This is a genomic window from Streptomyces sp. NPDC002784, from assembly GCF_053592135.1.
In genome coordinates, this window is sequence record NZ_JBSFVD010000022.1 from 44,856 (window position 1) to 67,386 (window position 22,531).

Below are 22,531 nucleotides of genomic sequence, written 5' to 3' on the forward strand. Positions count from 1 at the left end.
CTCCTGGGAGAGGGAGTACGGGGAGCGGGGCGCGGGAGTACGGGGGGTCAGTGCCGTTCGGGGCGGTCGTACGCGGTGCGGCGGGCGGCGAGCAGCGCCGCGCACAGGACGGCGGCCGCCGCCCAGGCGCCCTGCGCCGGTGCGCCGCCGAGGTAGGCGGAGGCCTGCTCCGTCAGTGCCGCGGACACCGCGCCGTCCGCGGGCACCAGCGCCGGCGCGAGGACGGCGCACAGCCAGCCGCCGCCGGTCACGGCCGTGGCGGTCCGCAGCCCGAGCCAGCCGCCGAGGGCCAGCGAGGCCAGCGTCAGCGCGAGCCCGGGCAGCAGCCAGGCGGCGGCGCCCGGGCCGCCGTGGGACGGCAGCAGCAGGCCGGTGAGGGTCAGCAGCGGCAGGCTCACCGCCAGGACGACGGCGGTGCGGGTCAGCACCAGGCGCAGTCCCGCGGACGGGGTCGAGGCGGCCAGTTCGTGCAGCGGGTCCGCGTGGGCGCCGTAGGACAGGGCGACCCCGGCGAGCGGGACCACGGGGGCCAGGGCGAGCAGCAACGGGCGGGCGCCCGCGAAACCGGCGCCGTAGGAGAGGGCGACCGCGCCGAGGGCGACCAGGAGAGCGGCGGGGAGCCAGGCCCCGCGCACGGCGGGCCCGGCGGCCCACAGGACGCGGATCCGGGGGGCCGGGACGGGGCTGGGTGCGGGACGGGGGGCCGGTGCTGATGCGGGTGCTGGCGGGAGGGCCGGTGCGGGGGCGGGTGCCGGACGGGGGGTTGGTGCGGGGGTGGGTGTCGGCCTGGGGTTCGGTGCGGATGCGGGCGTCGGCCTAGGGGCCGGTGCGGGCGCGTGCGTCGGACGGAGGGGCGGTGCGGATGTGGATGCCCGCTCGGGGGCCGATGCGGCCGTGGGTGCCGACCGGGGGGCCGGTGGGGCTGCCGCGAGCACTGCGTGCCGTACGTCGGACAGGACCGCGCCCGCCGCCGTCGCCCGTACCGCCCGGGAGACCCGGACCGCGCAGGACGTACAGGATTCCAGGTGCTTCTCCAGCGACCAGGCGTCCGGGTCCGGCAGGGAGCCGTCGGTGTAGCGGGCGACCAGGTCGTCGGGTGCGTGCCAGTCGGTCATGCCGGGCCTCCCATCGGGGACGGGGCCAACCGGTCCAGCGCGGCGCGCAGTTCGGCGCGGGCGCGCATCGCCCGGGACTTCACGGTGCCCTCGGGGATGCCGAGCAGCCGGGCCGTCTCCCGGGTGGTCAGACCGTCGACCACCGTCGCGCGCAGCACCTCGCGCAGCTCCGGCGAGATCCGGTCCAGGGCGGTGCCGACATCGCCGTACTCCAGGCCCGCCAGTACCCGCTCCTCCGCGGACGGCATGGCCGCGGCGGGCTCGTACCCGCCTTGGGTGCCGTCGATCGGGGTCGTCTCCAGGCGCGCGGCCCGCTCCAGCGCCCGCCGGGCGTCGACCAGCCGGCGCGCGGCGATGGTCCACAGCCAGCCGCCCGCCTCCTCGCCGCGGTGCGCCTCGGCCGACCGCCACACGGTGACGAAGGTGTCCTGGAGCACTTCGCGGACGACCTCCGGGTCGGGGCAGCGCCGGGTCAGCCGGGCGTGCAGCCAGCCCGCGTGCCGGTCGTACAGCGCTGCCATCGCCGCCGAGTCCCCGGCCGCGACGGCCCGCAGCAGGGCCGCGTCCGCGCCCGCCTCGTCCTTCTCCCGGTGGCCCCCCATGGGGCGGAACAGTCTCACACCCCGTCTATCGACCAGCCGGACCCACCCGGTTCACGGCCGGTCGAACCGGCGTCGAGCCGTGCTGCCGCGCGACTCGACGGGGAGTGGCCCGGGCGGCGGACGTCCGCCAGCCTGGAGGAGGCGCGGCGGGCAGAATGTGACGACCGGCACGTTGTTTCACCGGACACGTCTGCCGTCGCGCCCGCTGGGTAGGGCTGCGGTAACCCACAAGGGCCTGCCCGGCGTGATCCGCCGGCCGGGCCGTAGGTCGCCGTACTCGACAAGGAGGCCCCCGTGGCCGCATCGGCACACCTTCTGCTCACCGCCCTGTCCAAACCCGAGGCGCTCACCGGGCCCGAACCGCACGTGTGCGTCTTCAGCGCGGAGAGCGCCTGCGCCGAGCCCCCGCTGACCAGCGAACCTCCCCTGCCCGACACCGAGCCGCTGACCAGTGAGCCGCCGCTGTACGAGGCGCCGCCGCTGACCAGCGAGCCGCCCCTCGCCGACTTCCCGCCGCTCACGAGCGAGGCGTTCCCCGTCGGCACGGACACCACGAGGCCCTGAATGGCAGAGCAGCGGTCGGCCGAAACCCCCTCCGAGGACGCCCCCTCCGAGGACGCCCCCTCCGAGGGAGTTCCTTCGGAGGTAGTCTCTGCGGAGGATGTCCCTTCGGAGGACCTGTCCCGGCTCGCCGGGCTGCTCGGCGTCGCCACCTCCTACCAGCCCTCCCCGGACCGCACGGTCCGGGCCTCGGCCACCGCCCTCACGCTCGCGCTGACCGCGCTCGACATCGACGTGAGCACCCCCGCGGCCGTACGGCACGCCCTCACCGCACACGAACGCGCCCTGCGGGAACGGCTGCTGCCCCCGACGGTCGTGCAGTGGGCCGACGCCGGCCCGCCCGCAGCCCTCACCGGCCTCCCGCCCGGCACCGGGCTGCGCGTGGAGACCGAGCAGGGCGAGACCCGCGCCGCCGCCGACCGGCTCCCGCCCGGCGTCCACCGGCTGACCGCCACGGCCCCCGACGGCCGCACCGCCACCGCCCACCTGGTCGTCGCCCCCGCCCGGCTGTCCGCCGGTGCCGGACGCACCCACGGACTCCTCGTCCAGCTCTACTCCCTGCTCTCCCGGCGCTCCTGGGGCATGGGCGACCTCGGTGACCTCGCCGAACTCGCCGGCTGGGCCGGGCGCACGCTCGGCAGCGGCTTCGTCCAGGTCAACCCGCTGCACGCGGCCGTACCCGGCGCGCCCACCGATCCCTCCCCCTACCGCCCCTCCTCACGCCGCTTCCCCGACCCGGTGCACCTGCGCGTCGAGGACATCCCGGAGTACGGCCGGGTCGAGGACCGCGAGCGGGTGCGGGCGCTGCTGGAACGGGCGGACCGGCTGCGCGAGTCGGTGCTGGAGAAGGGCGCGCTGATCGACCGGGACGCGGTGTGGGAGCTCAAGCGGGAGGCGCTGGAGCTGGTCCGCGAGGTGCCGCTCGGGCCCGGCCGGCGCGCCGCCTACGCCGACTTCCTCGCCGAGGAGGGGCAGGCGCTGGAGGACCACGCCACCTGGTGCGCGCTCGCCGAGGTGCACGGCTCGGACTGGCGGCGCTGGCCGGCCGGGCTGCGCGATCCCCGGTCCGCCGAAACCGCCCGTGCCCGGGGCGAGCTGGCGGACCGCGTCGACTTCCACTCGCTGCTCGCCTGGCTGACCGACGCCCAGCTCACCGCCGCCCAGCGCACCGCCCGGGAGGCCGGGATGCCGGTCGGCATCGTGCACGACCTCGCGGTCGGCGTGCATCCCGACGGCGCCGACTCCTGGGCGCAGCAGGAGTACTTCGCCGCCGGGATGTCGGTCGGCGCGCCCCCGGACGCCTTCAACGCCCGCGGCCAGGACTGGGGCCTGCCGCCCTGGCGCCCCGACCGTCTCGCCGAGTCCGGCTACACGCCGTACCGCCGTCTGCTGCGGGCCCTCTTCCGGTACGCCGGCGCCCTGCGCATCGACCACGTCATGGGCCTGTTCCGGCTCTGGTGGGTCCCCCAGGGGCACCCGCCCACGGACGGCACCTATGTCCGCTACGACGCCGAGGCCATGCTCGCCGTCCTCGTACTGGAGGCCTCCCGCGCCGGGGCACTGGTGATCGGGGAGGACCTGGGGACGGTGGAGCCCGGGGTGCGCGAGGCGCTGCGGGCGCGCGGGGTGCTCGGCACGTCGGTGCTCTGGTTCGAGCGGGACTGGGCGGGCGACGGCCGTCCGCTGCCGCCCGAGCAGTGGCGCTCCGACTGCCTGGCCACGGCCACCACCCACGATCTGCCCTCCACGGCCGCCCGCCTCACCGGCGACCACGTCGAACTCCGCTACCGGCTGGGCCTGCTGACCCGCTCGCTGGAGGAGGAACGCGCGGAGGCGGCGGCGGACACCGGCGAGTGGCTGGGCCTGCTGGCCCGGCTCGGCCTGCTGCGCGGCACGGGCGGCGGACACGGTACGTCGCAGGAGGAGGCCGAGATCCAGGCCGTCCACCGCTTCCTGCTGCGCACCCCGGCCCGCATGGTCGGCCTCTGGCTCCCCGACGCCGTCGGCGACCGCCGGCCCCAGAACCTGCCCGGCACCTGGGACCAGTACCCGAACTGGCGTCTGCCGATCGCGGACGCGGAGGGCAGGCCGGTGACCCTGGAGGAACTGGCGGCGTCACCCAGGCTGCACGCGCTGGTGGAGGTGATGAGGTCGGGGTGAGGGGACGGGGGCAGAGGGGAGGGCTCAGCGCCAGGGGGCCTCTTATGCACCCCCGGGCGAGCGTCCCCATCCGCGGTTCGATACTTTTGGCACCGTGGACAAGAAGAACGCCCTGCGCGCCGGCGCCCTGGCCGCCGGTACGACGCTGATGATGCTGCTCATGTCGTCCCCCGCGCTCGCGCTGACCCGCGACGACGGCGACGACCCCGGCTCTGGCCTCAGCGTCATGGAGACGCTGGGTCTGTTCGTCGTGGCCCCGATCGTCCTGTTCGCGGTGATCACGGGTCTCGTGATGGTCCTGGACCGCTCGGCGGAGGCCCACCGCGTCAGGACCAAGCCGAAGGTGAAGGGCCCGGCGAAGGCCTGACCTCCCCCGATCTCCTGAAGGGCGCCGCCCGCACGGCGTGTACGCGCAACCCGCCGTACGCCGAGGGCGGCGCCTTCTGCGTACCCGGGTCGTCTTCGGGCTCTCCTGCCGGGCCCGGCTCGGGGTCCGGTTCGGGGTCCGGCTCCCGCTCCTGTTCCTCCCCGGCCACTTCCGGCGCGGGCGCCTCCGGCTTCTCCCGTTCGTTCATGGGTTCGGGGCCGTCAGGTATCGCTGTACCGTCGGTGCCAGCCATGCCACCACCTCCTCGGGGCGCAGCGCCACGGCCGGTGGCAGCCGCAGCACGTAACGGGTGAGCGCGAGACCGAGCAGCTGCGTCGCGGCGAGTGCGGCCCGGGTCGGGGACTGCTCCGGGTCCGGGCACACCTGCCGGGCCAGCGGCAGCAGCTGCTCGCCGAAGATGTGCTGCATCCGCTCGGCCCCGGCCTGGTTGGTGACACCGACCCGGAGCAGGGCCGTGAGCACTTCGTTCTCCTCCCACAGGTGCAGGAAGTGGAGCACCATCGCCTCGCCGACCTCCGCGCGCGGCAACCTGCTCAGATCCGGCAATTTCAGGTCGACCGAAACGGCCGCCGCGAAAAGCCCCTCCTTGTTGCCGTAGTAGCGCATCACCATCGACGGATCGATGTTCGCGTCCTTGGCGATGGCGCGGATCGTGGCCCGCTCATAGCCGTCAGCTGCGAATCGTTCGCGCGCCGCGGCGAGGATCGCTATGCGGGTGGTTTCCGAACGGCGACGGGTGCCCTTCCCGGAATCGGGCACGGTACTGCGTTCATTTCCGGTCATGCCAACAAGCGTAGGCCAACACGCGTGGGCCAACAAGTGTTGACTCCCGACGAAGACGGTCGTATCGTCGTCAACGAGCGTTGGCAAACAAGCGTTGGCAGTCTGGTAGGCGTTGGCAACAGGAGGCCACCATGAACGACACCCCCCACTCCGTGATCGTCGTCGGCTGCGGCCCCACCGGTCTCCTGATGGCCGGTGACCTCGCCGCCGCCGGTGTCCCCGTGACCCTCGTCGAGAAGCGCCCGCACAAGATCAGCAACCTCTCGCGCGCGATCGTCGTGCACGCCCGCACCCTCGAACTCCTCGACGCCCGGGAGCTCTCCGACGAGGTGGAGTCCCTGGGTCGCCGGCTGGACCGGATGAACCTGTTCACCCGGCTCACCGTCGAGTTCGACACCCTCCCCTCCCGCTTCAACCACATCCTTCTCCTCCCGCAGTACGAGATGGAGCGGATCCTGGAGCGGCGCGCGTTCGAGGCCGGGGTCCGGTTCCGGTTCGAGACCGAGGTGACCGGGGTCCGGCAGGACGAGGACGGGGTCACGGTCGAGGCGCGCGGCCCCGACGGGACGAGCGAGGAGCTGCGGGCGGCGTACGTCGTCGGCACCGACGGCATGCACAGCACCGTGCGCGGCGCGATCGGCCTGCCCTTCCCGGGCCGCTCCGTGATCCGCTCCGTCCTGCTCGCCGACGTCCGGCTCGCCGAGGAGCCCGAGAACCTGCTCTCCGTGCACTCCAACGGGGACGCCTTCGTGTTCTTCGCGTCCTTCGGTGACGGCTACTACCGGGTCGTCGCCTGGAACCGCCGCCGGGACACCTCCGAGAGCGAGCCGCTCCACCTGGAGGAGGTCAAGGAGACCGTCCGGCTCGCCGCGGGCCGTGACTTCGGCATGCACGACGCCAAGTGGCTGTCCCGCTTCCACAGCGACGAACGCCAGGCGCCCGCCTACCGGGTGGGCCGGGCCTTCCTCGCCGGCGACGCCGCGCACGTGCACACCCCGGCCGGCGGCCAGGGCATGAACATCGGCATGCAGGACGCGGCCAACCTCAGCTGGAAGCTCGCGGCCGTGCTCCAGGGTCGCGCGGACGACGCGCTGCTCGACACCTACCAGGCCGAGCGCCACCCCGTCGGCACGGAGGCCATGCGCAGCAGCGGCGCGATCGTCCGCCTCGCGATGGCCAAGCACGCCTGGACGCTGGGCCTGCGCGCGGTGGTCGCCTCCACCCTCAACGCCCTCACCCCGGTCCGCCGCAAGCTGGCCCTCCAGATCACCGGCATCGGCGTCAAGTACGACGCCCCCAGCGGCGCCCACCGCCTCACCGGGGCCCGCGTCCCGGACCTCGCCCTGGAGAGCGGCCGGCTCTACGAGGCCCTGCGCGGCGGCCGGTTCGTCCTGATCACCCCGCAGAAGTGCGAGGACAAGACGGGCCTGGAGGACTGGCTCACGGTGGAGCGCCGCACGGGCCGCGGCAGCGGCAGCCGTACGACGGTGCTGGTGCGGCCCGACGGATACGTGGCCTGGGCGGCGGACGCCGCGGAGCCGGCGGACATCGAGGCGGCGGTGGTGGAACACGTGGGGGAGCGCATCGCCCTCGCGCGCTGAGCCCCGGGCCGCGGGCGCCAAGCCCCCCCAGGTCCTGACGACAGGACCTGGCGACCGGACCTAGCGGTCGGACTCCCGCGTCCCCTCCAGCAACTCCCGCAACAGGTCGGCCAGTTGGCCGGCCTGTTCGGCGTCCAGGGTGGCGAGCGCCTCCGTCTGCAGGGCGAGCCCCGCGCCGACCGCCCGGTCGACCGTGCTCAGCCCCTCCTCGGTCAGCGTCACCTGGAGCCCCCGGCGGTCGTGCGGGTCGGGGGAGCGCCGGAGCAGTCCCGCCCGTTCCAGCTTGTCCAGCCGGCCGGTCATGCCCCCGGTGGTCAGCATCAGCGTCGCCGACAGCTGGCGCGGCGAGAGGGTGTACGGCTCGCCGGAGCGCCGCAGGGTCGCCAGGACGTCGAACTCGCCCCGGGAGATCCCGAAGCGGGCGTACGCCTTCTCCATGCGGTCGCCCATCGTGCGGGCCAGGCGCGAGATGCGCCCGAAGACCTCCATCGCGGCGGTGTCGAGGTCGGGCCGCACGGCCGCCCACTGGTCGATGATCGCGTCGACGGCGTCCTTGCGCTGCTCCGGGCGTGCGTTCATGCGGGGAGTATCCCGGCCCGTAGGGTCGGCCGCAAGAAAGTGGCTTGACGGAAAGTACCTTAGAGGTAAGCTACTTTCTATCGACCTAATCCTTCGAAGGGTGCGTCCCATGGCCGCCGGCCGCCTCGCGTTCACCGCCGTCACTGCCCTGGCACCGGTCTCCTGGGGCACCACGTACTACGTCACCACCGAGTTCCTTCCGCCGGACCGCCCCCTGTTCACCGGCCTGATGCGGGCCCTGCCCGCCGGTCTGCTGCTCCTCGCGCTCGCCCGGGTGCTGCCGCGCGGCGCCTGGTGGGGGCGGGCGGCGGTGCTCGGCGCCCTGAACATCGGCGCCTTCTTCCCGCTGCTGTTCCTGGCGGCGTACCGCCTGCCCGGAGGGCTCGCGGCGGTGGTCGGTTCGGTCGGGCCGCTGTTCGTGGTGGGGCTGTCGGCGCTGCTGCTGAGCCGGCGGCCGACGGCACGCGCGCTGGTGACGGGGGCGGTCGCGGCGTTCGGCGTCGGACTGGTCGTCCTGAAGGCGGTCGGGGCGCTGGACGCCCTCGGTGTGCTCGCCGCCCTCGCCTCCACCGCGTCGATGTCCACCGGGACCGTGCTGGCGAAGAAGTGGGGCCGCCCCGAGGGTGCGGGCCCGACCGCCCTGGCCGGCTGGCAGCTGACCGTCGGAGGAGCCCTGATCGCCCCGGTCGCGTTCCTGGTCGAGGGCGCGCCACCCGCCCTGGACGCCCGGGCGGCCGGCGGCTACCTCTACCTCGCGCTGGCCGGTACGGCGGTCGCGTACTGGCTCTGGTTCCGTGGCATCGGCCGCCTCACCGCGACCCAGGTCACCTTCCTGGTCCCGCTCTCCCCGCTCACGGCGGCGGTCGTCGGCTGGGCGGCGCTGGGGGAGTCGCTGACACCGGTGCAACTGGCGGGCATGGCGCTGGCGCTGGGCGCGACCGTCGCCGGGCAGCTGCTGCCGGGAGGGAGCGACGGCCCCGCGCGAACGTTCCGTTTTACTGAAAGGAATGCTCGAAAAGATTCGATGGACGTGACAGGTCCGGCGCTGCGACGGTAGATCCCCGCGATCACCGAAGCGAAAGGACCTCTGTGGCTGTCACAGCCGACCGGATCACCCGTACGGCCTCCCGCGCGCCGAGGCCGAGGACGGCAGCCCCCGTCCTCGGCCTCGCGCTGGCCGCCCTCGCCACCCTCGTCTGGTCCGGCAGCTTCGTCACCTCGCGGGCGCTGCACGACAGCGTGCCGCCGGTGCAGCAGGCGTTCTGGCGGTGGATCGTGGCGCTCGCGGCGGTCGCCCCCTTCGGCGCCCGGCGGGCCTGGCGGCAGCGGGCGCTGATCCGCCGGCACCTCGGATTCGTGGTGCTCGCCGCGCTGCTCGGCGTCAGCGTCTACAACACCCTCGTCAACCAGGCCGGGCTGACCACGCCGGCCGCCACCATGGGCCTGATCATGGCGGCGTCGCCGGTGCTGATGGCGGTCCTCGAACGGCTGGGCGGGGTGCGGCTGGGCGGGCGGCGGGTCGCCGGGCTGCTGGTCGCGTGGGCCGGGGTGCTGCTGCTCGTCGGAGGTGGCGGGCACTTCGCGGCCGGGGACCTGTGGATGATCGGGGCGGCCTGCTGCTTCGCGGGCTACAGCGCCCTGTTGCGGCGCAAGCCCGCCGAACTGGGCGGCGCGGCCTTCCTGTTCACCACGTTCCTGGTGGGTGCGGCCCTGCTGCTGCCGGCGCAGGGGGTGAGCCTCGCGGTGCAGGGCGGCTTCACGCCCACCGCCGACACGGTCCTGCCGCTGGTCTACGTCGGTGTCGCCTCCTCCGCCGTCGCCTTCTTCGCCTGGAACCGGGCGATCGCGCTGATCGGGGCCGCCCGCGCCGGGATCGTGTACTACCTGCAGCCGGTGTGTGTGGCGCTGCTGTCCTGGGCGCTGCTGGGGGAGACGGTCGGCCGGCCGCAGGTGCTGTGCGCGGGGCTGATCCTGGGCGGGGTGGTGCTGGGGGCCGGGGCGCGGCGGTGACGTAGGTTGCGGCCATGGCCGAGTGGGACATCCGGAAGCTGCTGATTCTGCGGACGTTGCGGGAGCGCGGGACGGTGACGGCGACCGCGGAGGCGCTGCGGATGACTCCGTCGGCCGTGTCGCAGCAGCTGACCAACCTGGCCAAGCAGTTGGGGGTGCCCCTGCTGGAGGCGCGGGGGCGCGGGGTGCGGTTGACCGACGCGGCCCGGCTGGTACTGCGGCACGCCGAGGCGGTGTTCGAGCAACTGGAGCGGGCGGACGCGGAGTTGGCCGCGTACCTGCACGGGGAGGCCGGTGAGGTCCGGGTGGGGGCCTTCTCCACCGCCGTACCCGCGCTGGTCGTTCCGGCCGTGCGGGCGCTGCGGGCGGGGCATCCCGGAGTGCGGGTGCAGGTCCGGGAGGCCGAGGCGGGGGAGGCGTACGAGCTGCTGGGCGGCGGGGACGTCGACCTGGCCCTGTCGCTGGCGGCGCAGGCGCCGAGCGCGGTGGACGCCCGGTTCACCCGGGTGACCCTGCTGGCGGACCCGTTGGACGTGGCACTGCCCTTGGACCATCCGCTGGCCGCCGCGGAGAGCCTGCGGCTGGCCGAACTCGCCTCCGAGCCGTGGATCTTCGGCGGGAGCGGGCCCTGGTCGGACATCACCCGGGGGGCGTGCGAGGCGGCCGGGTTCACTCCGCACCCCGGGCACGCGGCGACCGGCTGGACCGCGATCCTCGCGATGGTCGAGGCGGGGATGGGGGTGGCGCTGGTGCCCCGGATGGCCGCGGTGCCCCGGGACGGCGTCGCGATGCGGGAGCTCGCCACCGAGCGGCCGGTCCGGCATGTGGTGGCCGCGGTGCGCAGGGGCGCGGAGGACGCACCCGCGGTGGGGCGGGTGCTGGACGCCCTGCGGGAGGCTGCCGCGGGGCTCGGGAGCTGAGCGCGAAGGGGCGCCCGGTGTGGCACCGGGCGCCCCTCCTGGTATCCGTACCGTCGGCTACTCGGCCGTCGCCGCCGCGTCCGCCGCCTGGGCCCGCAGGGCGCGCTCCACGCCCGCCCGGGACTCCGAGACCAGCCGGCGCAGGGCCGCGCCCGGCTCGGCGGAGGCCAGCCAGGCGTCCGTCTTCGCCAGGGTCTCCTCGGAGACCTGGAGCGTCGGGTACAGGCCGGTCGCGATCTGCTGCGCGATCTCGTGCGAGCGGCTGTCCCAGATGCCCTTCAGGACCTCGAAGTACCGGTCCGTGTACGGCGCCAGCAGCTCCCGCTGGTCCGTCTGGACGAAGCCGCCGATCACCGCCTCCTGCAGCGCGTTCGGGAGCTTGTCCGACTCGATGACCGAGGCCCAGGCCGCCTCCTTCGCCTCCGCGGTCGGGCGGGCCGCGCGGGCGGTGGCCGCGTGCCGCTCACCGGCCGCCGTCCGGTCCCGCTCGTACTCGCCCGCGATCTCCGCTTCGTCGAAGCGGCCCACCGCGGCCAGGCGGTGCACGAACGCCCAGCGCAGTTCCGTGTCGACGGCCAGGCCCTCGATGGACCGCGAGCCGGCCAGCAGCGCCTCCAGCAGATCGAGCTGCTCCGGCGTACGGGCCGCGGCCGCGAAGGCGCGCGCCCACGCGAGCTGGTGGTCGCTGCCCGCCTCGGCCGCCCGCAGATGCGCGAGCGTCGCCTCGGTCCAGCGGGACAGCAGGGAGTCCCGGGCGGCCGGGTCGGCGTACAGGTCGATCGCCAGCTTCACCTGCCGGTGCAGCGACTGCACGACACCGATGTCCGACTCCTTGCCGATGCCGGACAGGACCAGCGAGAGGTAGTCGCGGGCGGCGAGTTCGGCGTCCCGCGTCATGTCCCACGCCGACGCCCAGCACAGCGCGCGCGGCAGAGACGACTCGAAGTCGCCGAGGTGCTCGGTGACGAAGGCCAGCGACTCCTCGTCCAGCCGGACCTTGGCGTAGGACAGGTCGTCGTCGTTGAGCAGCACGACCGCCGGACGGCGCTTGCCCACCAGCTGCGGTACGGCCGTCAGCTCGCCGTCCACGTCCAGCTCGACCCGCTCCCGGCGCACCAGCTTGCCGCCGGCCTCGTCGCGCTCGTACAGGCCGACCGCGATCCGGTGCGGGCGCAGCGTCGGCTCGCCCTTCGCCCCGGTGGGCAGGGCGGGGGCCTCCTGGCGGATCGCGAAGGAGGTGATCAGGCCCTCCGCGTCCGTCTCGATCTCCGGGCGCAGGACGTTGATGCCGGCCGTCTCCAGCCACGCCTTCGACCAGGACTTCAGATCACGGCCGGAGGTCTCCTCCAGCGCGCCCAGCAGATCGCTCAACCGCGTGTTGCCGAACGCGTGCGCCTTGAAGTACGCCTGCACGCCCCGGAAGAACTCGTCCATGCCGACGTACGCGACCAGCTGCTTCAGGACGGAGGCGCCCTTGGCGTAGGTGATGCCGTCGAAGTTGACCAGGACGTCGTCCAGGTCGCGGATCTCGGCCATGATCGGGTGCGTGGAGGGCAGCTGGTCCTGGCGGTAGGCCCAGGTCTTCATGGAGTTGGCGAACGTCGTCCACGAGTGCGGCCAGCGCGAGCCGGGCGCGTACGCCTGGCAGGCGATGGAGGTGTAGGTGGCGAACGACTCGTTCAGCCACAGGTCGTTCCACCACTCCATGGTGACCAGGTCGCCGAACCACATGTGGGCCAGCTCGTGCAGGATCGTCTCGGCGCGGATCTCGTACGCCGCGTCCGTCACCTTGGAGCGGAAGACGTACTGGTCGCGGATGGTCACCGCGCCCGCGTTCTCCATCGCGCCCGCGTTGAACTCCGGCACGAACAGCTGGTCGTACTTCTGGAACGGGTAGTCGTAGTCGAACTTCTCCTGGAACCAGTCGAAGCCCTGCCGGGTGACCTCGAAGATCGCGTCCGAGTCCAGGTACTCGGCGAGCGAGGGACGGCAGTAGATGCCGAGCGGGACCGACTGGCCGTCCTTCTCGTAGGCGCTGTGCACCGAGTGGTACGGGCCCACGATCAGCGCGGTGATGTAGGTGGAGATCCGCGGGGTCGGCTCGAAGGCCCAGACGTCGTCCTTGGGCTCGGGCGTGGGCGAGTTGGAGACGACGGTCCAGCCGGCCGGCGCCTTCACGGTGAACCGGAAGGTGGCCTTCAGATCCGGCTGCTCGAAGGAGGCGAAGACCCGGCGGGCGTCCGGCACCTCGAACTGGGTGTAGAGGTAAGCCTGGTTGTCGACGGGGTCGACGAACCGGTGCAGGCCCTCACCGGTGTTGGTGTAGGCGCACTCCGCGACGACCCGCAGGACGTTGCGGCCCTCCAGCAGCCCGCGCAGCGCGATCCGGGAGTCCTTGAAGACCTCGGCCGGGTCGAGCGCGTCACCGTTGAGGGTGACCTCGTGCACGGCGGGAGCGACGAGGTCGATGAAGGACTCGGCCCCTCCCTCGGCGACGTCGAAGCGCACCGTGGTCGCGGACCGGTAGGTACCACCCTCCTGCGCGCCGGAGAGGTCGAGATCGATCTCGTACGAGTCAACGGTGAGCAGCTTCGCCCGCTGCTGCGCCTCTTCGCGAGTCAGGTTTGTGCCAGGCACGCGGTCATCTCCTCGTTATGTGTGGGTTCGGTCATCCTTCCATGGGATCTGTGTGGAAGGCGATGTCCGTTTACCGCCGGTGAACGGGGCCGGGGGACGGCAGCGTGGAGGCATGACGATCTACCGCGTACGACCCGTCCCCGCCCTGGCGCTCAAGGAGCTGCGCTCCCTCGACGACGCGGGGCGCCCGGCCGTTGCGCTGACCGACGAGGAGGGCGGGGCGCCGCTGCGCTGCTGTCTGCGCCGCAGCGCGCCCGGCGAGCGGATCGCGCTGGTCAGCTACGCGCCGCTGCGCCGCTGGGCGGCGCAGACGGGCGCGGACCCCGGCCCCTACGACGAACAGGGCCCGGTCTTCCTCCACGCCGAGGAGTGCGCGGGCCCGGACGAGGGCGGCGGCTATCCCTTCGCCCACGCCCACCGCACCGTCCGCCGCTACTCGGCCGACGGCCGCATCCTCGGCGGAGCGCTGGTCGCCGCCCCGGACGACGACGCCTTCCGCGACGCGTTCGACGACCCGGCCGTGGCACTCGTCCACGTCCGGGCCGTCGAGTACGGCTGCTTCCTCTACGAGGTCAGGAGGGCCTAGCCCTTCAGCTCGGCCGCCACCAGCTCCGCGATCTGCACCGCGTTCAGCGCGGCGCCCTTGCGGAGGTTGTCGTTGGAGATGAACAGGGCCAGACCGTGCTCCACCGTCTCGTCCTCGCGGATGCGGCCGACGAAGGAGGCGTCCTTGCCGGCCGCCTGGAGCGGGGTCGGGATGTCGGAGAGGACCACGCCGGGGGCGCCGGCCAGCAGCTCGGTCGCGCGCGCCGCGCTGATCGGGCGGGCGAAGCGGGCGTTGACCTGGAGGGAGTGGCCGGCGAAGACCGGGACCCGGACACAGGTGCCGGAGACCTTCAGGCCGGGGATCTCCAGGATCTTGCGGGACTCGTTGCGGAGCTTCTGCTCCTCGTCGGTCTCGTTCAGGCCGTCCTCGACGATCGACCCGGCCAGCGGCAGCACGTTGAAGGCGATGGGGCGCTTGTAGACCTGCGGGTCGGGGAAGTCGACCGCCTCGCCGTCATGGGTCAGCCGGTCGGCCTCGGCGACCACCTTCTGGGCCTGGCCGTGCAGCTCGGCCACGCCCGCGAGCCCGGACCCGGACACCGCCTGGTAGGTGGCGACGACCAGCGCCTCCAGGCCCGCCTCGTGGTGCAGCGGCCGGAGCACGGGCATCGCGGCCATCGTGGTGCAGTTCGGGTTGGCGATGATGCCCTTGGGCCGGTCGGCGACGGCGTGCGGGTTCACCTCGGAGACGACCAGCGGGACCTGGGGGTCCTTGCGCCAGGCGGAGGAGTTGTCGATCACGACCGCGCCCTGCGCGGCGACCTTCTCGGCCAGCGCCTTGGAGGTCGCGCCGCCCGCCGAGAACAGCACGATGTCCAGGCCCGTGTAGTCGGCCGTCGAAGCGTCCTCCACCGTGACACCGTCCAGGACCGTCCCCGCGGAGCGGGCCGAGGCGAACAGGCGCAGCTCCGTGACGGGGAAGTTCCGCTCCGTGAGGATCCTGCGCATGACCGTGCCGACCTGTCCGGTGGCTCCGACGATTCCGACCCTCACGGTGACTCCTTCGCTGTGGCGCATTGCGTGGCCTGGACGTTTCCATGATGCGTCCCCTCCAGGCCGTTGTGTCCAATCGTTTGCCCGAGGGATGGGACGCCATTCGCGTCAGGGCCGCAGTTCGATCACCCACCCGCCCAGCGCCCGGACGTGCAGGATTGCGCTCTGGATCCGGTACGGCCCGGAAGAACCCGTGATTTTCCGCTTGGGGAACAGGTTTTCGTCCAGTTCGTAGACGTGCGTGATCCCGCTCGACCCGGCGACCACCATCTCGGCCTCGGGCCCGGTGTGACGTACGACTCCGTATCCCTCGCCCTGGTTCCGCGGGCCGAGCCCGGTCGCCGCGCCGAGCGCCTCCGGCTCCAGCCGCCATTTCGTGCCGTCGGTGGCGTAGACGGACACGAAGCAGGAGCCGCCCGGGTCGACGAAGACGGGACCGAGCGAGGGGCGCCGGCGGCCGTGGGTGTCGACGACGATCACCGGCCTGCCGAACGGGTGGTTCACGGCGTACACGGACAGCTTCTCGTCCTTGCCCAGGGAGGTCTTGCGCACGGTCATCAGCGTGGGCGGCCCCGGGTACCGCAGGACCGTGGTGCCCTTGCCCTCGGCCGGGCCGGTGAGCAGCGGCGCCTCGTCACATGGTGACAGTGAGGACGATGTGAAGAAAAGATTCCGCGGTGCGGGCCGAACGTTTCCGCTCGGACCGGCGTCATAGGGGAAACGCGGCGAGGGGAGGGGTGGCTGTGCTGCGCGGAAAGACCCGCCGCGGCCAGGGGGACCCGGTGCGCGACGCACTGGACGATCCCCTGGACGCGGCTCAGGAGCGCAGGGTGCGGGCGGTGCTCGCGCTCGGCGGGGTGCCGCAGGCGGACCTGCCGGACGGGGTGCAGCAGGTCCGCCTGCGGCTGCTGGAGCGCGCCGCGAGCGGCCGGGAGGCGCCGCGGGACGTCTCGGCGTGGGCGGCGGTCGTCGCCTCCAACCTGGCCATGGACTGGCACCGGGCCAAGAAGCGGCAGGAACGGCTCGGCGAGCGGCTCGCGGCCCTGCGCCAGAGCGAGCACCCCTCCGGCGAGGACACCAGCCTGCTCTCCCTCGCCGTGGCCCAGGGCCTGGACGAACTGCCCGACGCCCAGCGCCAGGTGGTCGTCCTGCGCTTCTACGCCGACCTGCCGGTACGGGACATCGCCGAGCAACTCGCCGTCCCCGAGGGCACGGTGAAGAGCCGGCTGCACACGGCGGTACGGGCCCTGCGCGCCCGCCTGCACGAGGACGAGGTGGTGTAACGTGACCGCCGAACACGACGGCGTCGACGCGCTGATGGCCGCGCTCACCGGCGAACCCCTGCCCGAGGACGCGGACGCCGCCTGCCGCGCCGAACACCGCGCGGCCACCGCCGACATCACCGCACTGCGCGAGCAACTGGACCTCATCGGCCGGGCTTTGGGAGGGGATGCGCCCAAGCCCGCACCGGCGCCCGTACCCGTACGGCCGGTGCGGCGCCGTGCCTTTCGGCTCGCCGTCGGCTCCCTCGCGGTGGCCGCCGCGGCGACCGTGATGGCGGGGCTCGGCTGGCTGGTGGTGCAGGCCGACCCGGGGGCGGGCAGCGCCGACTCGGCCTCCGGCGCCGCGCAGGAGGCGCAGCAGGACACCAGCGAGGGCGTGCTGTTCGGCAGCCCCCGCTATCTCGCCTGCGCCTACCTGGTCGCCGAGGGCGAGGTCGGCTCCGCCGAACCGGTCCCCGCCACCGACCCGCGGCTGATCCGGGTGAGCGTGGAGCTGACGCGGGTCTACCAGCCCGAGAAGCCCGGACCGGAGAAGGGCGACGACCTCAGCTGGGTGATCGAGGAGAACACCGCTCCCGGCCTGCGCGCGGGCGACCACGTCCTGTTCGGCGTCCCGGAGAAGGGCGCCCCGCCGGACATGTGGGTCATCGGTGGGACGGAGGTCGCCCGGGAACGGGACCGGATCAACGGCTCGCTGGCCGAGGCCCGCTCCCTGGGCTGCGGATGAGAAAGGGCGGGCGCCCGTACGGACGCCCGCCCCTGGTACAGCCGTAGCGCTACGGCGTGACGTTCTCGATCTTCACGCTGCCGGTGCCCGCGACCGTGCCGCGCGCGTTGAGCAGTTCGACCTGGCCGAAGAACTCACGGCCCTCCGGCGCGGCGGCCGCGACGGTGACGCTCGCGGAGACCGTGGCGGAGTCGCCCGTGCCCAGCTTCACCGGCGCCGACCCGTCGACGCTGACCGAGCCGAGCGCGGCGGAGAAGAACACGTCCAGGTAGTCGTAGGCGGTGGAGCCGGACGGCACCGCGTAGCCCACGACCTCGATGGTGTACGTGCCGGCGGCCGGCTTCGGGAGCGAGACCGCCTCCTCCGAGTCGCCGTCCGCGGCCTGCGCGACCTGCTTGCCGTCCTTGTCGTAGACCGTCAGGTCCAGGTCGGCGGCCGTGTCGGAGACATTGCCGATGGCGACGTCCAGGGACGCGGCGCCCGCGGGCACCTCGACCGTGGTGGTGTGCGTCTCGTGGTCGGCGATGGTCGGCCGGGCCGACTTGGAGGAGCCGAGCGGACCGCCGGCCAGCTTGCCGTCGAGGGCGGCGAACTTGTTCGTCACCTTCCAGGACGCCTCGACCGGGGTGCCCACCTTGGCCTCCGGCACGGTCACGGTCTCCGGGTCGAAGACCGCGCCGAGCACGGTGACGTCCAGCTTGTAGGGGTTGTCGAGCAGCGGCGACGTACGGCGCGACTCGACCTCGATCTCCCAGACGCCGGGCTGCGGGTCGGCGTAGGAACGCACGTCCGGCCGGCAGCCGTTGCCGTCGAGGTAGTTGTTGTAGCAGTTCGGCGTGGACGTGGTGTCCGACGGAACGCCGTAGGGGTGGATGGCGATGAAGCGGGTCTGGCTGGTGGCCTTCAGCCCGCCGATCGCGACCTCCAGCGACTTGGCGCCCTCGGGCACGGTCACGAAGTACGACTTGTGGCTGTTGCGCTGCACCGAGCCGGACGCCGAGTAGGTGTACCGCAGCGGCGCGGAGACCACGACCGTGGACATGACCTGCTTGTCGATGCCCTCGGTGCGCGGGTCGTCGACCTCCAGGATCGCGCTCTTCAGCCCGGCGGACCTCGGCGCGGCCTGCACCTTGACGGTGACCGGCTGGTTCAGCGGCAGGTTCACCTCGTCGGAGCCGACGATCCGGAAGGTGTCCCCGGCGTTGTTCTCGAAGTGCAGCTCGTGCCGGATCGCGCGGTCGGCGCCGGACGTACGGGTCAGGGTGATCTCGTACGTCTTCTTCTGGCCGGCCTTCAGACCGCCCTCACGGTCGTACAGGCCGGTGCCGAAGCCCGGGGTCTTCAGGAACTGGTCGAGTGCGGTGTCGACCGGCGCCTTCACCGTGTAGGTGTGCGCGGTGGCGCCGTCCTTGATGGCGTCCCAGGCGTCCTCGACGTTGATCAGGCCCGCGCCTTCCTCGTACGCCTGGACCCCGCTGATGTGGTCGGCGGTCGAGGTGAGCGCGGTGCGCAGCTTGGCCGGGGTGAGCGCGATGCCCTTCTGCTCGGCGGCGCTCAGCAGCAGCGCCGAGGCGCCCGCGGCCTGCGGGGAGGCCATCGAGGTGCCCTGGAGCATGCCGTAGCCGGCCGGCAGCGAGTAGCCCGCCTCGGCGACCGGGAGGCCCGGCAGCCAGGTCTGGATGGTGTTGACGGAGGCACCCGGCGCCACGAGCGTCGGGGCGAAGCCGCCGTCCTCGCGCGGGCCGCGGGAGGAGAACGGCATCATCGCGTACGACTTCTGCACCAGCGAGCCGTAGTTGGACGCCCAGGTCTCCTTGGAGACGGACGCGCCGACCGAGATGACCTTGTCGGCCAGGGCCGGGTCGCCGATCGTGTTGGTGCCGGGGCCGGAGTTGCCCGCGGAGATCACCAGCTGGACGCCGTAGGTGTCGATCAGGCGGGTGTAGAGCTCGGCGCGCGCGTTGTTGCCGTCGTTGAGCGCCGGCAGACCGCCGATGGACATGTTGACGATGTCGACACCGCGGTTGACGACGAGGTCGATCATGCCCTCGGTCAGCGCCACGTTGGTGCAGCCGCCGGTCCAGGTGCAGGCGCGCGAGGAGACGACCTTCGCGCCGGGCGCGGCGCCGTTCATCTCGCCGCCGAACAGGCCGTTGGCGGCGGTGATGCCGGCGACGTGGGTGCCGTGCTCGGACTCGATGACACCGATGTTGACGAAGTCGCGCTTCTGCCCGACCCAGTCACCGCCGTAGGGGTCCATCGGGACGTCCTTGCGGATCTCCACGACGAACGGCTGGCGCTCGGCGACCTCGGTGCCGGGGTTGTCGGTGCCGAACCAGCCGATCTGGAAGCCGTCCTTGTACGGCTTCATCGGGGTGTCGTCACCGAAGTCGGCGTTGTTGTTCAGGTCGACCCGGACCGTGCCGGCCGCGGCGTCGTACAGCACGCCCCAGACGTCGGTGGTGTCCCCGTCCCGGTTGGCGTCGCCCTTGGCGTCGCCACCCGCGGTCACCGACTCGCGGAACACGTTGACCTGGTACGACCCGGCGGGTGCCGTCCAGGTGCGGCCGGAGTAGGTGAAGCTGGGCCCGGAGACGCTGGTGGTCATCGCGCGCCAGGTGGCGTCGCTGTCGACGATCGGGTCGGTCGCGGTGACCCAGTCGACGATCTTGCGCTCACCGGTGGTGGTCTTCTGGAGCGCCGGGTGGGAGAGGTCCACGCCCGAGTCCAGGACACCGATGGTGATCCCGCGGCCGTCCGCCTTCGGGTGGTCCTCGACGAAGTCGACGGCACCGGTCTCGAAGGAGGGGTTGTACGGGTTCTCGGCCGGGGTGTTCTTGCCGGGGGCCGGATAGGCGGCCGCGGTCGACGCCGACTCCTTGGTGTCGACGGCCGGGTCGTCCAGCGGGATCTCCTCGCGCAGGTCGATGCCGTGCACGGAGGAGAGCTTCGCCGCGGCGGCGATGGCGGCGTCCGCCCTGGCCGTCGGGACGGTGGCGCGGACGTAGCCGAGCTTGTCGTAGGCGCGGCCCACGGAGCCGCCCTTGACCGCGTCCAGGTCCGCGGCGACCTGCTCGGTCCGGCCGGGGGCGGTGGCGATCATCATCGTGACGTTCTTGTCGCCGGCCGCCTTGGCGTCGGCGAGCAGGTCCGCGTCGTCCGAACCGAGTTTGTCGTGCGCGGACTTGACGGCGGGGTCGGCCGCGGCCGGGGCGTCCTCGGCGAAGGCCAGGGGGATCGGTCCGGCGGCGGAGAGCGCGGCCACGAGCCCCGCGGCCACGGCTATCCGGGCCGCGCGTCTGGCACCCGATATGGGTTCGCGCTGGGGGGTGTGGGTCATCAGCATCCCTTGTAGGTAAAGGAACGAGCGTGGAGCGATCGCTCAGCCTTACCCAGGGGACAGATGTTTGGGGAGAGTTGACTCAAACGAAATCGAGGGATGGGGAAAACCCGCTATCCCTTTCCGGGTGATCCGTGGCGAACGGTACAAGTCGCCACGGCGCCTTCGTCCTCTTCGGGCCTTCTCGGGCCCTCAGTCCTCTTTGGTGCGCGCGTAGTGCCGGGACGCCTTGGCGCGGTTGCCGCAGGTCGCCATGGAGTGCCAGCGGCGGGTGCCGTTGCGTGAGGTGTCGAAGAAGTACAGGACGCAGGCCTCGTGGGCGCAGGCCCGGATCCGGTCCGGCGCGGTGGTGAGCAGCGTCAGGTAGTTCCGGGCGGCGAGCCAGGCCGGACCCCAGGCGGGGGAGGGGAACTCGGGCAGCTCCCCGGGCCCCTCGGCGGTGAGCGTGGCCCGGATCCGGCCGTGCGCGAGGACGGCGTCGACGAGCGGTGCCGCGTCCTGCGGCGAGCCGTCGACGGCCGCCTTCACCGCGTCCCGGGCCTGGAGGAGGTGGCGCAGGGTCGTGGCGTCGGCGTCGAAGGTGCCGTCCAGGCCGTTCGCGGCGAGCCAGATCGCGAGCCCCTCGGTGTCCGTCAGCAGGTCCTGGGGGGCTCCGTCCTGCATCCAGCGCGTGTTCAGCAGGTCCAGCGCGAGCGGCTCGCCGGTGTGCGGGCGGGGGTCGGGCCGGTGGGGGCGGGGGTCGGACATGCGGGGGGGGCTCCCTTCCGTGCTAACCGGTCAAGAGTAGATGACTGGTTGACACCCGCTGAATCTAACCACTAACCTCACTTACACAGGTTAGACACAGTGGAGGGAAACCCATGGCACTGCGCACCGGCCACACCGGCCTGAACGTCACCGACCTCGACCGCTCGCTCGCCTTCTACCGGGACGTCCTCGGCTTCACCCCGCTCGCCGAGGGCAAGGAGGAGGACCGGCGGTTCGCGCTGCTGGGGGACGGCGAGACGCTCGTCCTCGCGCTCTGGCAGCAGGCCGCGGGACCGTACGACGACAGCCGTTCCGGCCTGCACCACCTCGCCTTCCAGGCGGACTCCGTCGAGCGGGTCCGCGCCTACGAGAGCGCCCTGCGCGAGTACGGCGTGCGGTTCGCGCACGAGGGGGTGGTGGCCCACGCCGAGGGCGCCGGGTCCGGCGGCATCTTCTTCTACGACCCCGACGGCATCCGGCTGGAGATCTCGGTGCCGAGCGGCGCCGAGGGCGCCCCGGCGCCCTACGGTTCCGCGCCGACCTGCGGCTTCTTCTAGTCATGAGCGTCTACCACGCGGGCTCGCTCGCCGTGCAGGACCGGCTCGGCGTGCGGGACCTCGCCGACCACGTGGGCCGGTCCATCGGGGAGGGCATCAAGCCGGTGGCCGCCGCCTTCCTCGGCCTCCAGCCGCTGCTGGTGGCCGGCGCCGCCGACCCGGCGACCGGCAGGGTGTGGGCGGTGCCGCTGGCCGGCCCGCCCGGGTTCGTCCGGGCCACCGGGCCCCGGCGGATCTCCGTCGCTGGGGGTGTCTCCCACGCGTCGAGCAGTGGGGGAGGGGTCTCCCCGGCCTCCCCGCTCGCCGCGGCCCTCGCCACCGAGGGCGCCCCGGTCGGCACCATCGCCCTCGACCCGCGCACCCGGCGCCGGATGCGGCTCAACGGACGGCTCCGGCCCACCCCCGGCGGGCTCGCCATCGACGCGGACCGCGTCTTCGCCAACTGCCCGAAGTACCTCCAGCGGAGGGAGACCTACGAGATACTGCCCGACCGCAGGCCGGGGGAGCCCCTGACGGCCACCGAACTGTCCGACGCCCAGGCGCGGTTCCTCGCCGCCGCCGACACCTTCTTCCTGGCCAGCGTCCACGAGGGCGGCGCCGACGCCAGCCATCGCGGCGGCAACCCCGGCTTCGTACGCGTCGACTCACCGCGCGAACTGAGCTGGGCGGACTACCCGGGCAACTCCATGTTCCTGTCCCTCGGCAACCTCGCCGCCGACCCGCGCGCCGGACTGCTCTTCCTGGACTGGACGACCGGCACGGCACTGCACCTCACCGGCGAGGCCCGCACGGAGTTCGCTCCCGAACGACGTGTCCGGTTCACCCTGTCCGAGGCGACGGAGATCCCGGCCGCGGTCCCCCTGCGCTGGTCCGCGCCGGAGTACTCTCCCGCGAACCCGGGGCGGCCCTGAGCAGGGCCCGA

Annotated in this window: 21 protein-coding genes; 12 read left to right on the forward strand and 9 right to left on the reverse strand. The window is 73.1% G+C overall.

The window, feature by feature from the left end; translation table 11 throughout:
• Nucleotides 1-47: 47 nt before the first annotated feature.
• Both ACWD1Z_RS29545 and ACWD1Z_RS29550 read right to left on the reverse strand, forming a co-directional pair.
• Nucleotides 48-1,115: a zf-HC2 domain-containing protein gene (locus ACWD1Z_RS29545; RefSeq protein ID WP_451122697.1), complete on the reverse strand. Its 1,068-nt coding sequence runs from the start codon at nucleotides 1,113-1,115 to the stop codon at nucleotides 48-50.
• Nucleotides 1,112-1,717 carry an RNA polymerase sigma factor gene (locus tag ACWD1Z_RS29550; protein WP_451122698.1) on the reverse strand — a complete coding sequence of 202 codons (606 nt, stop codon included), beginning with the start codon at nucleotides 1,715-1,717 and terminating at the stop codon, nucleotides 1,112-1,114. The genes ACWD1Z_RS29545 and ACWD1Z_RS29550 overlap by 4 nt, the downstream gene beginning before the upstream one ends.
• Before the next feature lie 294 nt (nucleotides 1,718-2,011).
• Here ACWD1Z_RS29550 and ACWD1Z_RS29555 point away from each other — a divergent pair, with 294 nt between their 5' ends.
• The 3 genes from ACWD1Z_RS29555 to ACWD1Z_RS29565 all read left to right on the forward strand — a co-directional run bounded on the left by ACWD1Z_RS29555 (nucleotide 2,012) and on the right by ACWD1Z_RS29565 (nucleotide 4,805).
• Nucleotides 2,012-2,281: a hypothetical protein gene (locus tag ACWD1Z_RS29555; RefSeq protein ID WP_451122699.1), complete on the forward strand. Its 270-nt coding sequence runs from the start codon at nucleotides 2,012-2,014 to the stop codon at nucleotides 2,279-2,281.
• Nucleotides 2,282-4,438 (forward strand): 4-alpha-glucanotransferase, encoded by a 2,157-nt coding sequence (malQ, locus tag ACWD1Z_RS29560; protein ID WP_451122700.1) that lies wholly within the window; start codon nucleotides 2,282-2,284, stop codon nucleotides 4,436-4,438.
• Between the two features lie 94 nt (nucleotides 4,439-4,532).
• Nucleotides 4,533-4,805 (forward strand): hypothetical protein, encoded by a 273-nt coding sequence (locus ACWD1Z_RS29565; protein ID WP_451122701.1) that lies wholly within the window; start codon nucleotides 4,533-4,535, stop codon nucleotides 4,803-4,805.
• 204 nt (nucleotides 4,806-5,009) lie between these two features.
• Here ACWD1Z_RS29565 and ACWD1Z_RS29570 read toward each other — a convergent pair whose 3' ends face one another.
• Nucleotides 5,010-5,609, reverse strand: coding sequence for a TetR/AcrR family transcriptional regulator (locus ACWD1Z_RS29570; RefSeq protein ID WP_451122702.1), 600 nt, complete (start codon nucleotides 5,607-5,609; stop codon nucleotides 5,010-5,012).
• Between the two features lie 131 nt (nucleotides 5,610-5,740).
• Between ACWD1Z_RS29570 and ACWD1Z_RS29575 the strand changes: the two genes are divergently transcribed.
• On the forward strand, nucleotides 5,741-7,210 hold the full coding sequence (locus ACWD1Z_RS29575) for an FAD-dependent monooxygenase (protein ID WP_451122703.1): 1,470 nt from the start codon (nucleotides 5,741-5,743) through the stop codon (nucleotides 7,208-7,210).
• Between the two features lie 60 nt (nucleotides 7,211-7,270).
• On the opposite strand, the gene ACWD1Z_RS29580 is transcribed toward ACWD1Z_RS29575, so the two are convergent.
• Nucleotides 7,271-7,789, reverse strand: a complete 519-nt coding sequence (locus ACWD1Z_RS29580) for a MarR family winged helix-turn-helix transcriptional regulator (protein WP_451122704.1) — start codon at nucleotides 7,787-7,789, stop codon at nucleotides 7,271-7,273.
• A gap of 109 nt (nucleotides 7,790-7,898) precedes the next feature.
• Here ACWD1Z_RS29580 and ACWD1Z_RS29585 point away from each other — a divergent pair, with 109 nt between their 5' ends.
• Genes ACWD1Z_RS29585 through ACWD1Z_RS29595 form a run of 3 tightly spaced genes read left to right on the forward strand, consistent with a single transcriptional unit; the run spans nucleotide 7,899 to nucleotide 10,719 of the window.
• Nucleotides 7,899-8,846: an EamA family transporter gene (locus ACWD1Z_RS29585; RefSeq protein ID WP_451122705.1), complete on the forward strand. Its 948-nt coding sequence runs from the start codon at nucleotides 7,899-7,901 to the stop codon at nucleotides 8,844-8,846.
• A 32-nt stretch (nucleotides 8,847-8,878) separates the two neighbouring features.
• Complete coding sequence (locus ACWD1Z_RS29590; RefSeq protein ID WP_451122706.1) at nucleotides 8,879-9,799, forward strand: DMT family transporter; 921 nt, start codon at nucleotides 8,879-8,881, stop codon at nucleotides 9,797-9,799.
• Nucleotides 9,800-9,813: 14 nt separating this feature from the next.
• Complete coding sequence (locus ACWD1Z_RS29595; protein ID WP_451122707.1) at nucleotides 9,814-10,719, forward strand: LysR family transcriptional regulator; 906 nt, start codon at nucleotides 9,814-9,816, stop codon at nucleotides 10,717-10,719.
• Between the two features lie 57 nt (nucleotides 10,720-10,776).
• On the opposite strand, the gene pepN is transcribed toward ACWD1Z_RS29595, so the two are convergent.
• Complete coding sequence (gene pepN, locus ACWD1Z_RS29600) at nucleotides 10,777-13,356, reverse strand: aminopeptidase N (RefSeq protein ID WP_451122709.1); 2,580 nt, start codon at nucleotides 13,354-13,356, stop codon at nucleotides 10,777-10,779.
• Between the two features lie 112 nt (nucleotides 13,357-13,468).
• On the opposite strand from pepN, the gene ACWD1Z_RS29605 reads away from it, so the two are divergent.
• Nucleotides 13,469-13,942 (forward strand): DUF1203 domain-containing protein, encoded by a 474-nt coding sequence (locus ACWD1Z_RS29605; protein WP_451122710.1) that lies wholly within the window; start codon nucleotides 13,469-13,471, stop codon nucleotides 13,940-13,942.
• Here ACWD1Z_RS29605 and ACWD1Z_RS29610 read toward each other — a convergent pair.
• The gene (locus tag ACWD1Z_RS29610; RefSeq protein ID WP_451122711.1) at nucleotides 13,939-14,955 is read right to left on the reverse strand and encodes an aspartate-semialdehyde dehydrogenase; all 1,017 of its coding nucleotides are present in this window, start codon (nucleotides 14,953-14,955) and stop codon (nucleotides 13,939-13,941) included. The genes ACWD1Z_RS29605 and ACWD1Z_RS29610 overlap by 4 nt on opposite strands.
• Before the next feature lie 108 nt (nucleotides 14,956-15,063).
• A complete protein-coding gene (locus tag ACWD1Z_RS29615; RefSeq protein ID WP_451122712.1) occupies nucleotides 15,064-15,507 on the reverse strand; it encodes a hypothetical protein in 444 nt (147 codons plus the stop codon).
• 191 nt (nucleotides 15,508-15,698) lie between these two features.
• Here ACWD1Z_RS29615 and ACWD1Z_RS29620 point away from each other — a divergent pair, with 191 nt between their 5' ends.
• Together ACWD1Z_RS29620 and ACWD1Z_RS29625 are read left to right on the forward strand one after the other, a co-directional pair.
• Nucleotides 15,699-16,238, forward strand: coding sequence for an RNA polymerase sigma factor (locus ACWD1Z_RS29620; protein WP_451122713.1), 540 nt, complete (start codon nucleotides 15,699-15,701; stop codon nucleotides 16,236-16,238).
• 1 nt (nucleotide 16,239) lies between these two features.
• Nucleotides 16,240-16,965 (forward strand): hypothetical protein, encoded by a 726-nt coding sequence (locus ACWD1Z_RS29625; protein ID WP_451122714.1) that lies wholly within the window; start codon nucleotides 16,240-16,242, stop codon nucleotides 16,963-16,965.
• Between the two features lie 49 nt (nucleotides 16,966-17,014).
• Here ACWD1Z_RS29625 and ACWD1Z_RS29630 read toward each other — a convergent pair whose 3' ends face one another.
• Nucleotides 17,015-20,305 carry a S8 family serine peptidase gene (locus ACWD1Z_RS29630; protein WP_451122715.1) on the reverse strand — a complete coding sequence of 1,097 codons (3,291 nt, stop codon included), beginning with the start codon at nucleotides 20,303-20,305 and terminating at the stop codon, nucleotides 17,015-17,017.
• Nucleotides 20,306-20,497: 192 nt separating this feature from the next.
• Nucleotides 20,498-21,052, reverse strand: coding sequence for a CGNR zinc finger domain-containing protein (locus tag ACWD1Z_RS29635; protein ID WP_451122716.1), 555 nt, complete (start codon nucleotides 21,050-21,052; stop codon nucleotides 20,498-20,500).
• A gap of 113 nt (nucleotides 21,053-21,165) precedes the next feature.
• Here ACWD1Z_RS29635 and ACWD1Z_RS29640 point away from each other — a divergent pair, with 113 nt between their 5' ends.
• Entirely contained in the window at nucleotides 21,166-21,609 is a 444-nt protein-coding gene (locus tag ACWD1Z_RS29640) for a VOC family protein (RefSeq protein ID WP_451122717.1), read from the forward strand.
• Between the two features lie 2 nt (nucleotides 21,610-21,611).
• Nucleotides 21,612-22,520: a pyridoxamine 5'-phosphate oxidase family protein gene (locus tag ACWD1Z_RS29645; protein ID WP_451122718.1), complete on the forward strand. Its 909-nt coding sequence runs from the start codon at nucleotides 21,612-21,614 to the stop codon at nucleotides 22,518-22,520.
• The last annotated feature ends 11 nt before the right edge of the window (nucleotides 22,521-22,531 follow it).

Coding starts and splice junctions, on each gene's coding strand:
- ACWD1Z_RS29545 (WP_451122697.1), bottom strand. CDS start 1,115: ATGACCGACTGGCACGCACCCGACGACCTGGTCGCCCGCTACACCGAC.
- ACWD1Z_RS29550 (WP_451122698.1), bottom strand. CDS start 1,717: ATGGGGGGCCACCGGGAGAAGGACGAGGCGGGCGCGGACGCGGCCCTG.
- malQ (WP_451122700.1), top strand. CDS start 2,282: ATGGCAGAGCAGCGGTCGGCCGAAACCCCCTCCGAGGACGCCCCCTCC.
- ACWD1Z_RS29570 (WP_451122702.1), bottom strand. CDS start 5,609: ATGACCGGAAATGAACGCAGTACCGTGCCCGATTCCGGGAAGGGCACC.
- ACWD1Z_RS29575 (WP_451122703.1), top strand. CDS start 5,741: ATGAACGACACCCCCCACTCCGTGATCGTCGTCGGCTGCGGCCCCACC.
- ACWD1Z_RS29580 (WP_451122704.1), bottom strand. CDS start 7,789: ATGAACGCACGCCCGGAGCAGCGCAAGGACGCCGTCGACGCGATCATC.
- ACWD1Z_RS29585 (WP_451122705.1), top strand. CDS start 7,899: ATGGCCGCCGGCCGCCTCGCGTTCACCGCCGTCACTGCCCTGGCACCG.
- ACWD1Z_RS29595 (WP_451122707.1), top strand. CDS start 9,814: ATGGCCGAGTGGGACATCCGGAAGCTGCTGATTCTGCGGACGTTGCGG.
- ACWD1Z_RS29605 (WP_451122710.1), top strand. CDS start 13,469: ATGACGATCTACCGCGTACGACCCGTCCCCGCCCTGGCGCTCAAGGAG.
- ACWD1Z_RS29630 (WP_451122715.1), bottom strand. CDS start 20,305: ATGACCCACACCCCCCAGCGCGAACCCATATCGGGTGCCAGACGCGCG.
- ACWD1Z_RS29635 (WP_451122716.1), bottom strand. CDS start 21,052: ATGTCCGACCCCCGCCCCCACCGGCCCGACCCCCGCCCGCACACCGGC.
- ACWD1Z_RS29640 (WP_451122717.1), top strand. CDS start 21,166: ATGGCACTGCGCACCGGCCACACCGGCCTGAACGTCACCGACCTCGAC.
- ACWD1Z_RS29645 (WP_451122718.1), top strand. CDS start 21,612: ATGAGCGTCTACCACGCGGGCTCGCTCGCCGTGCAGGACCGGCTCGGC.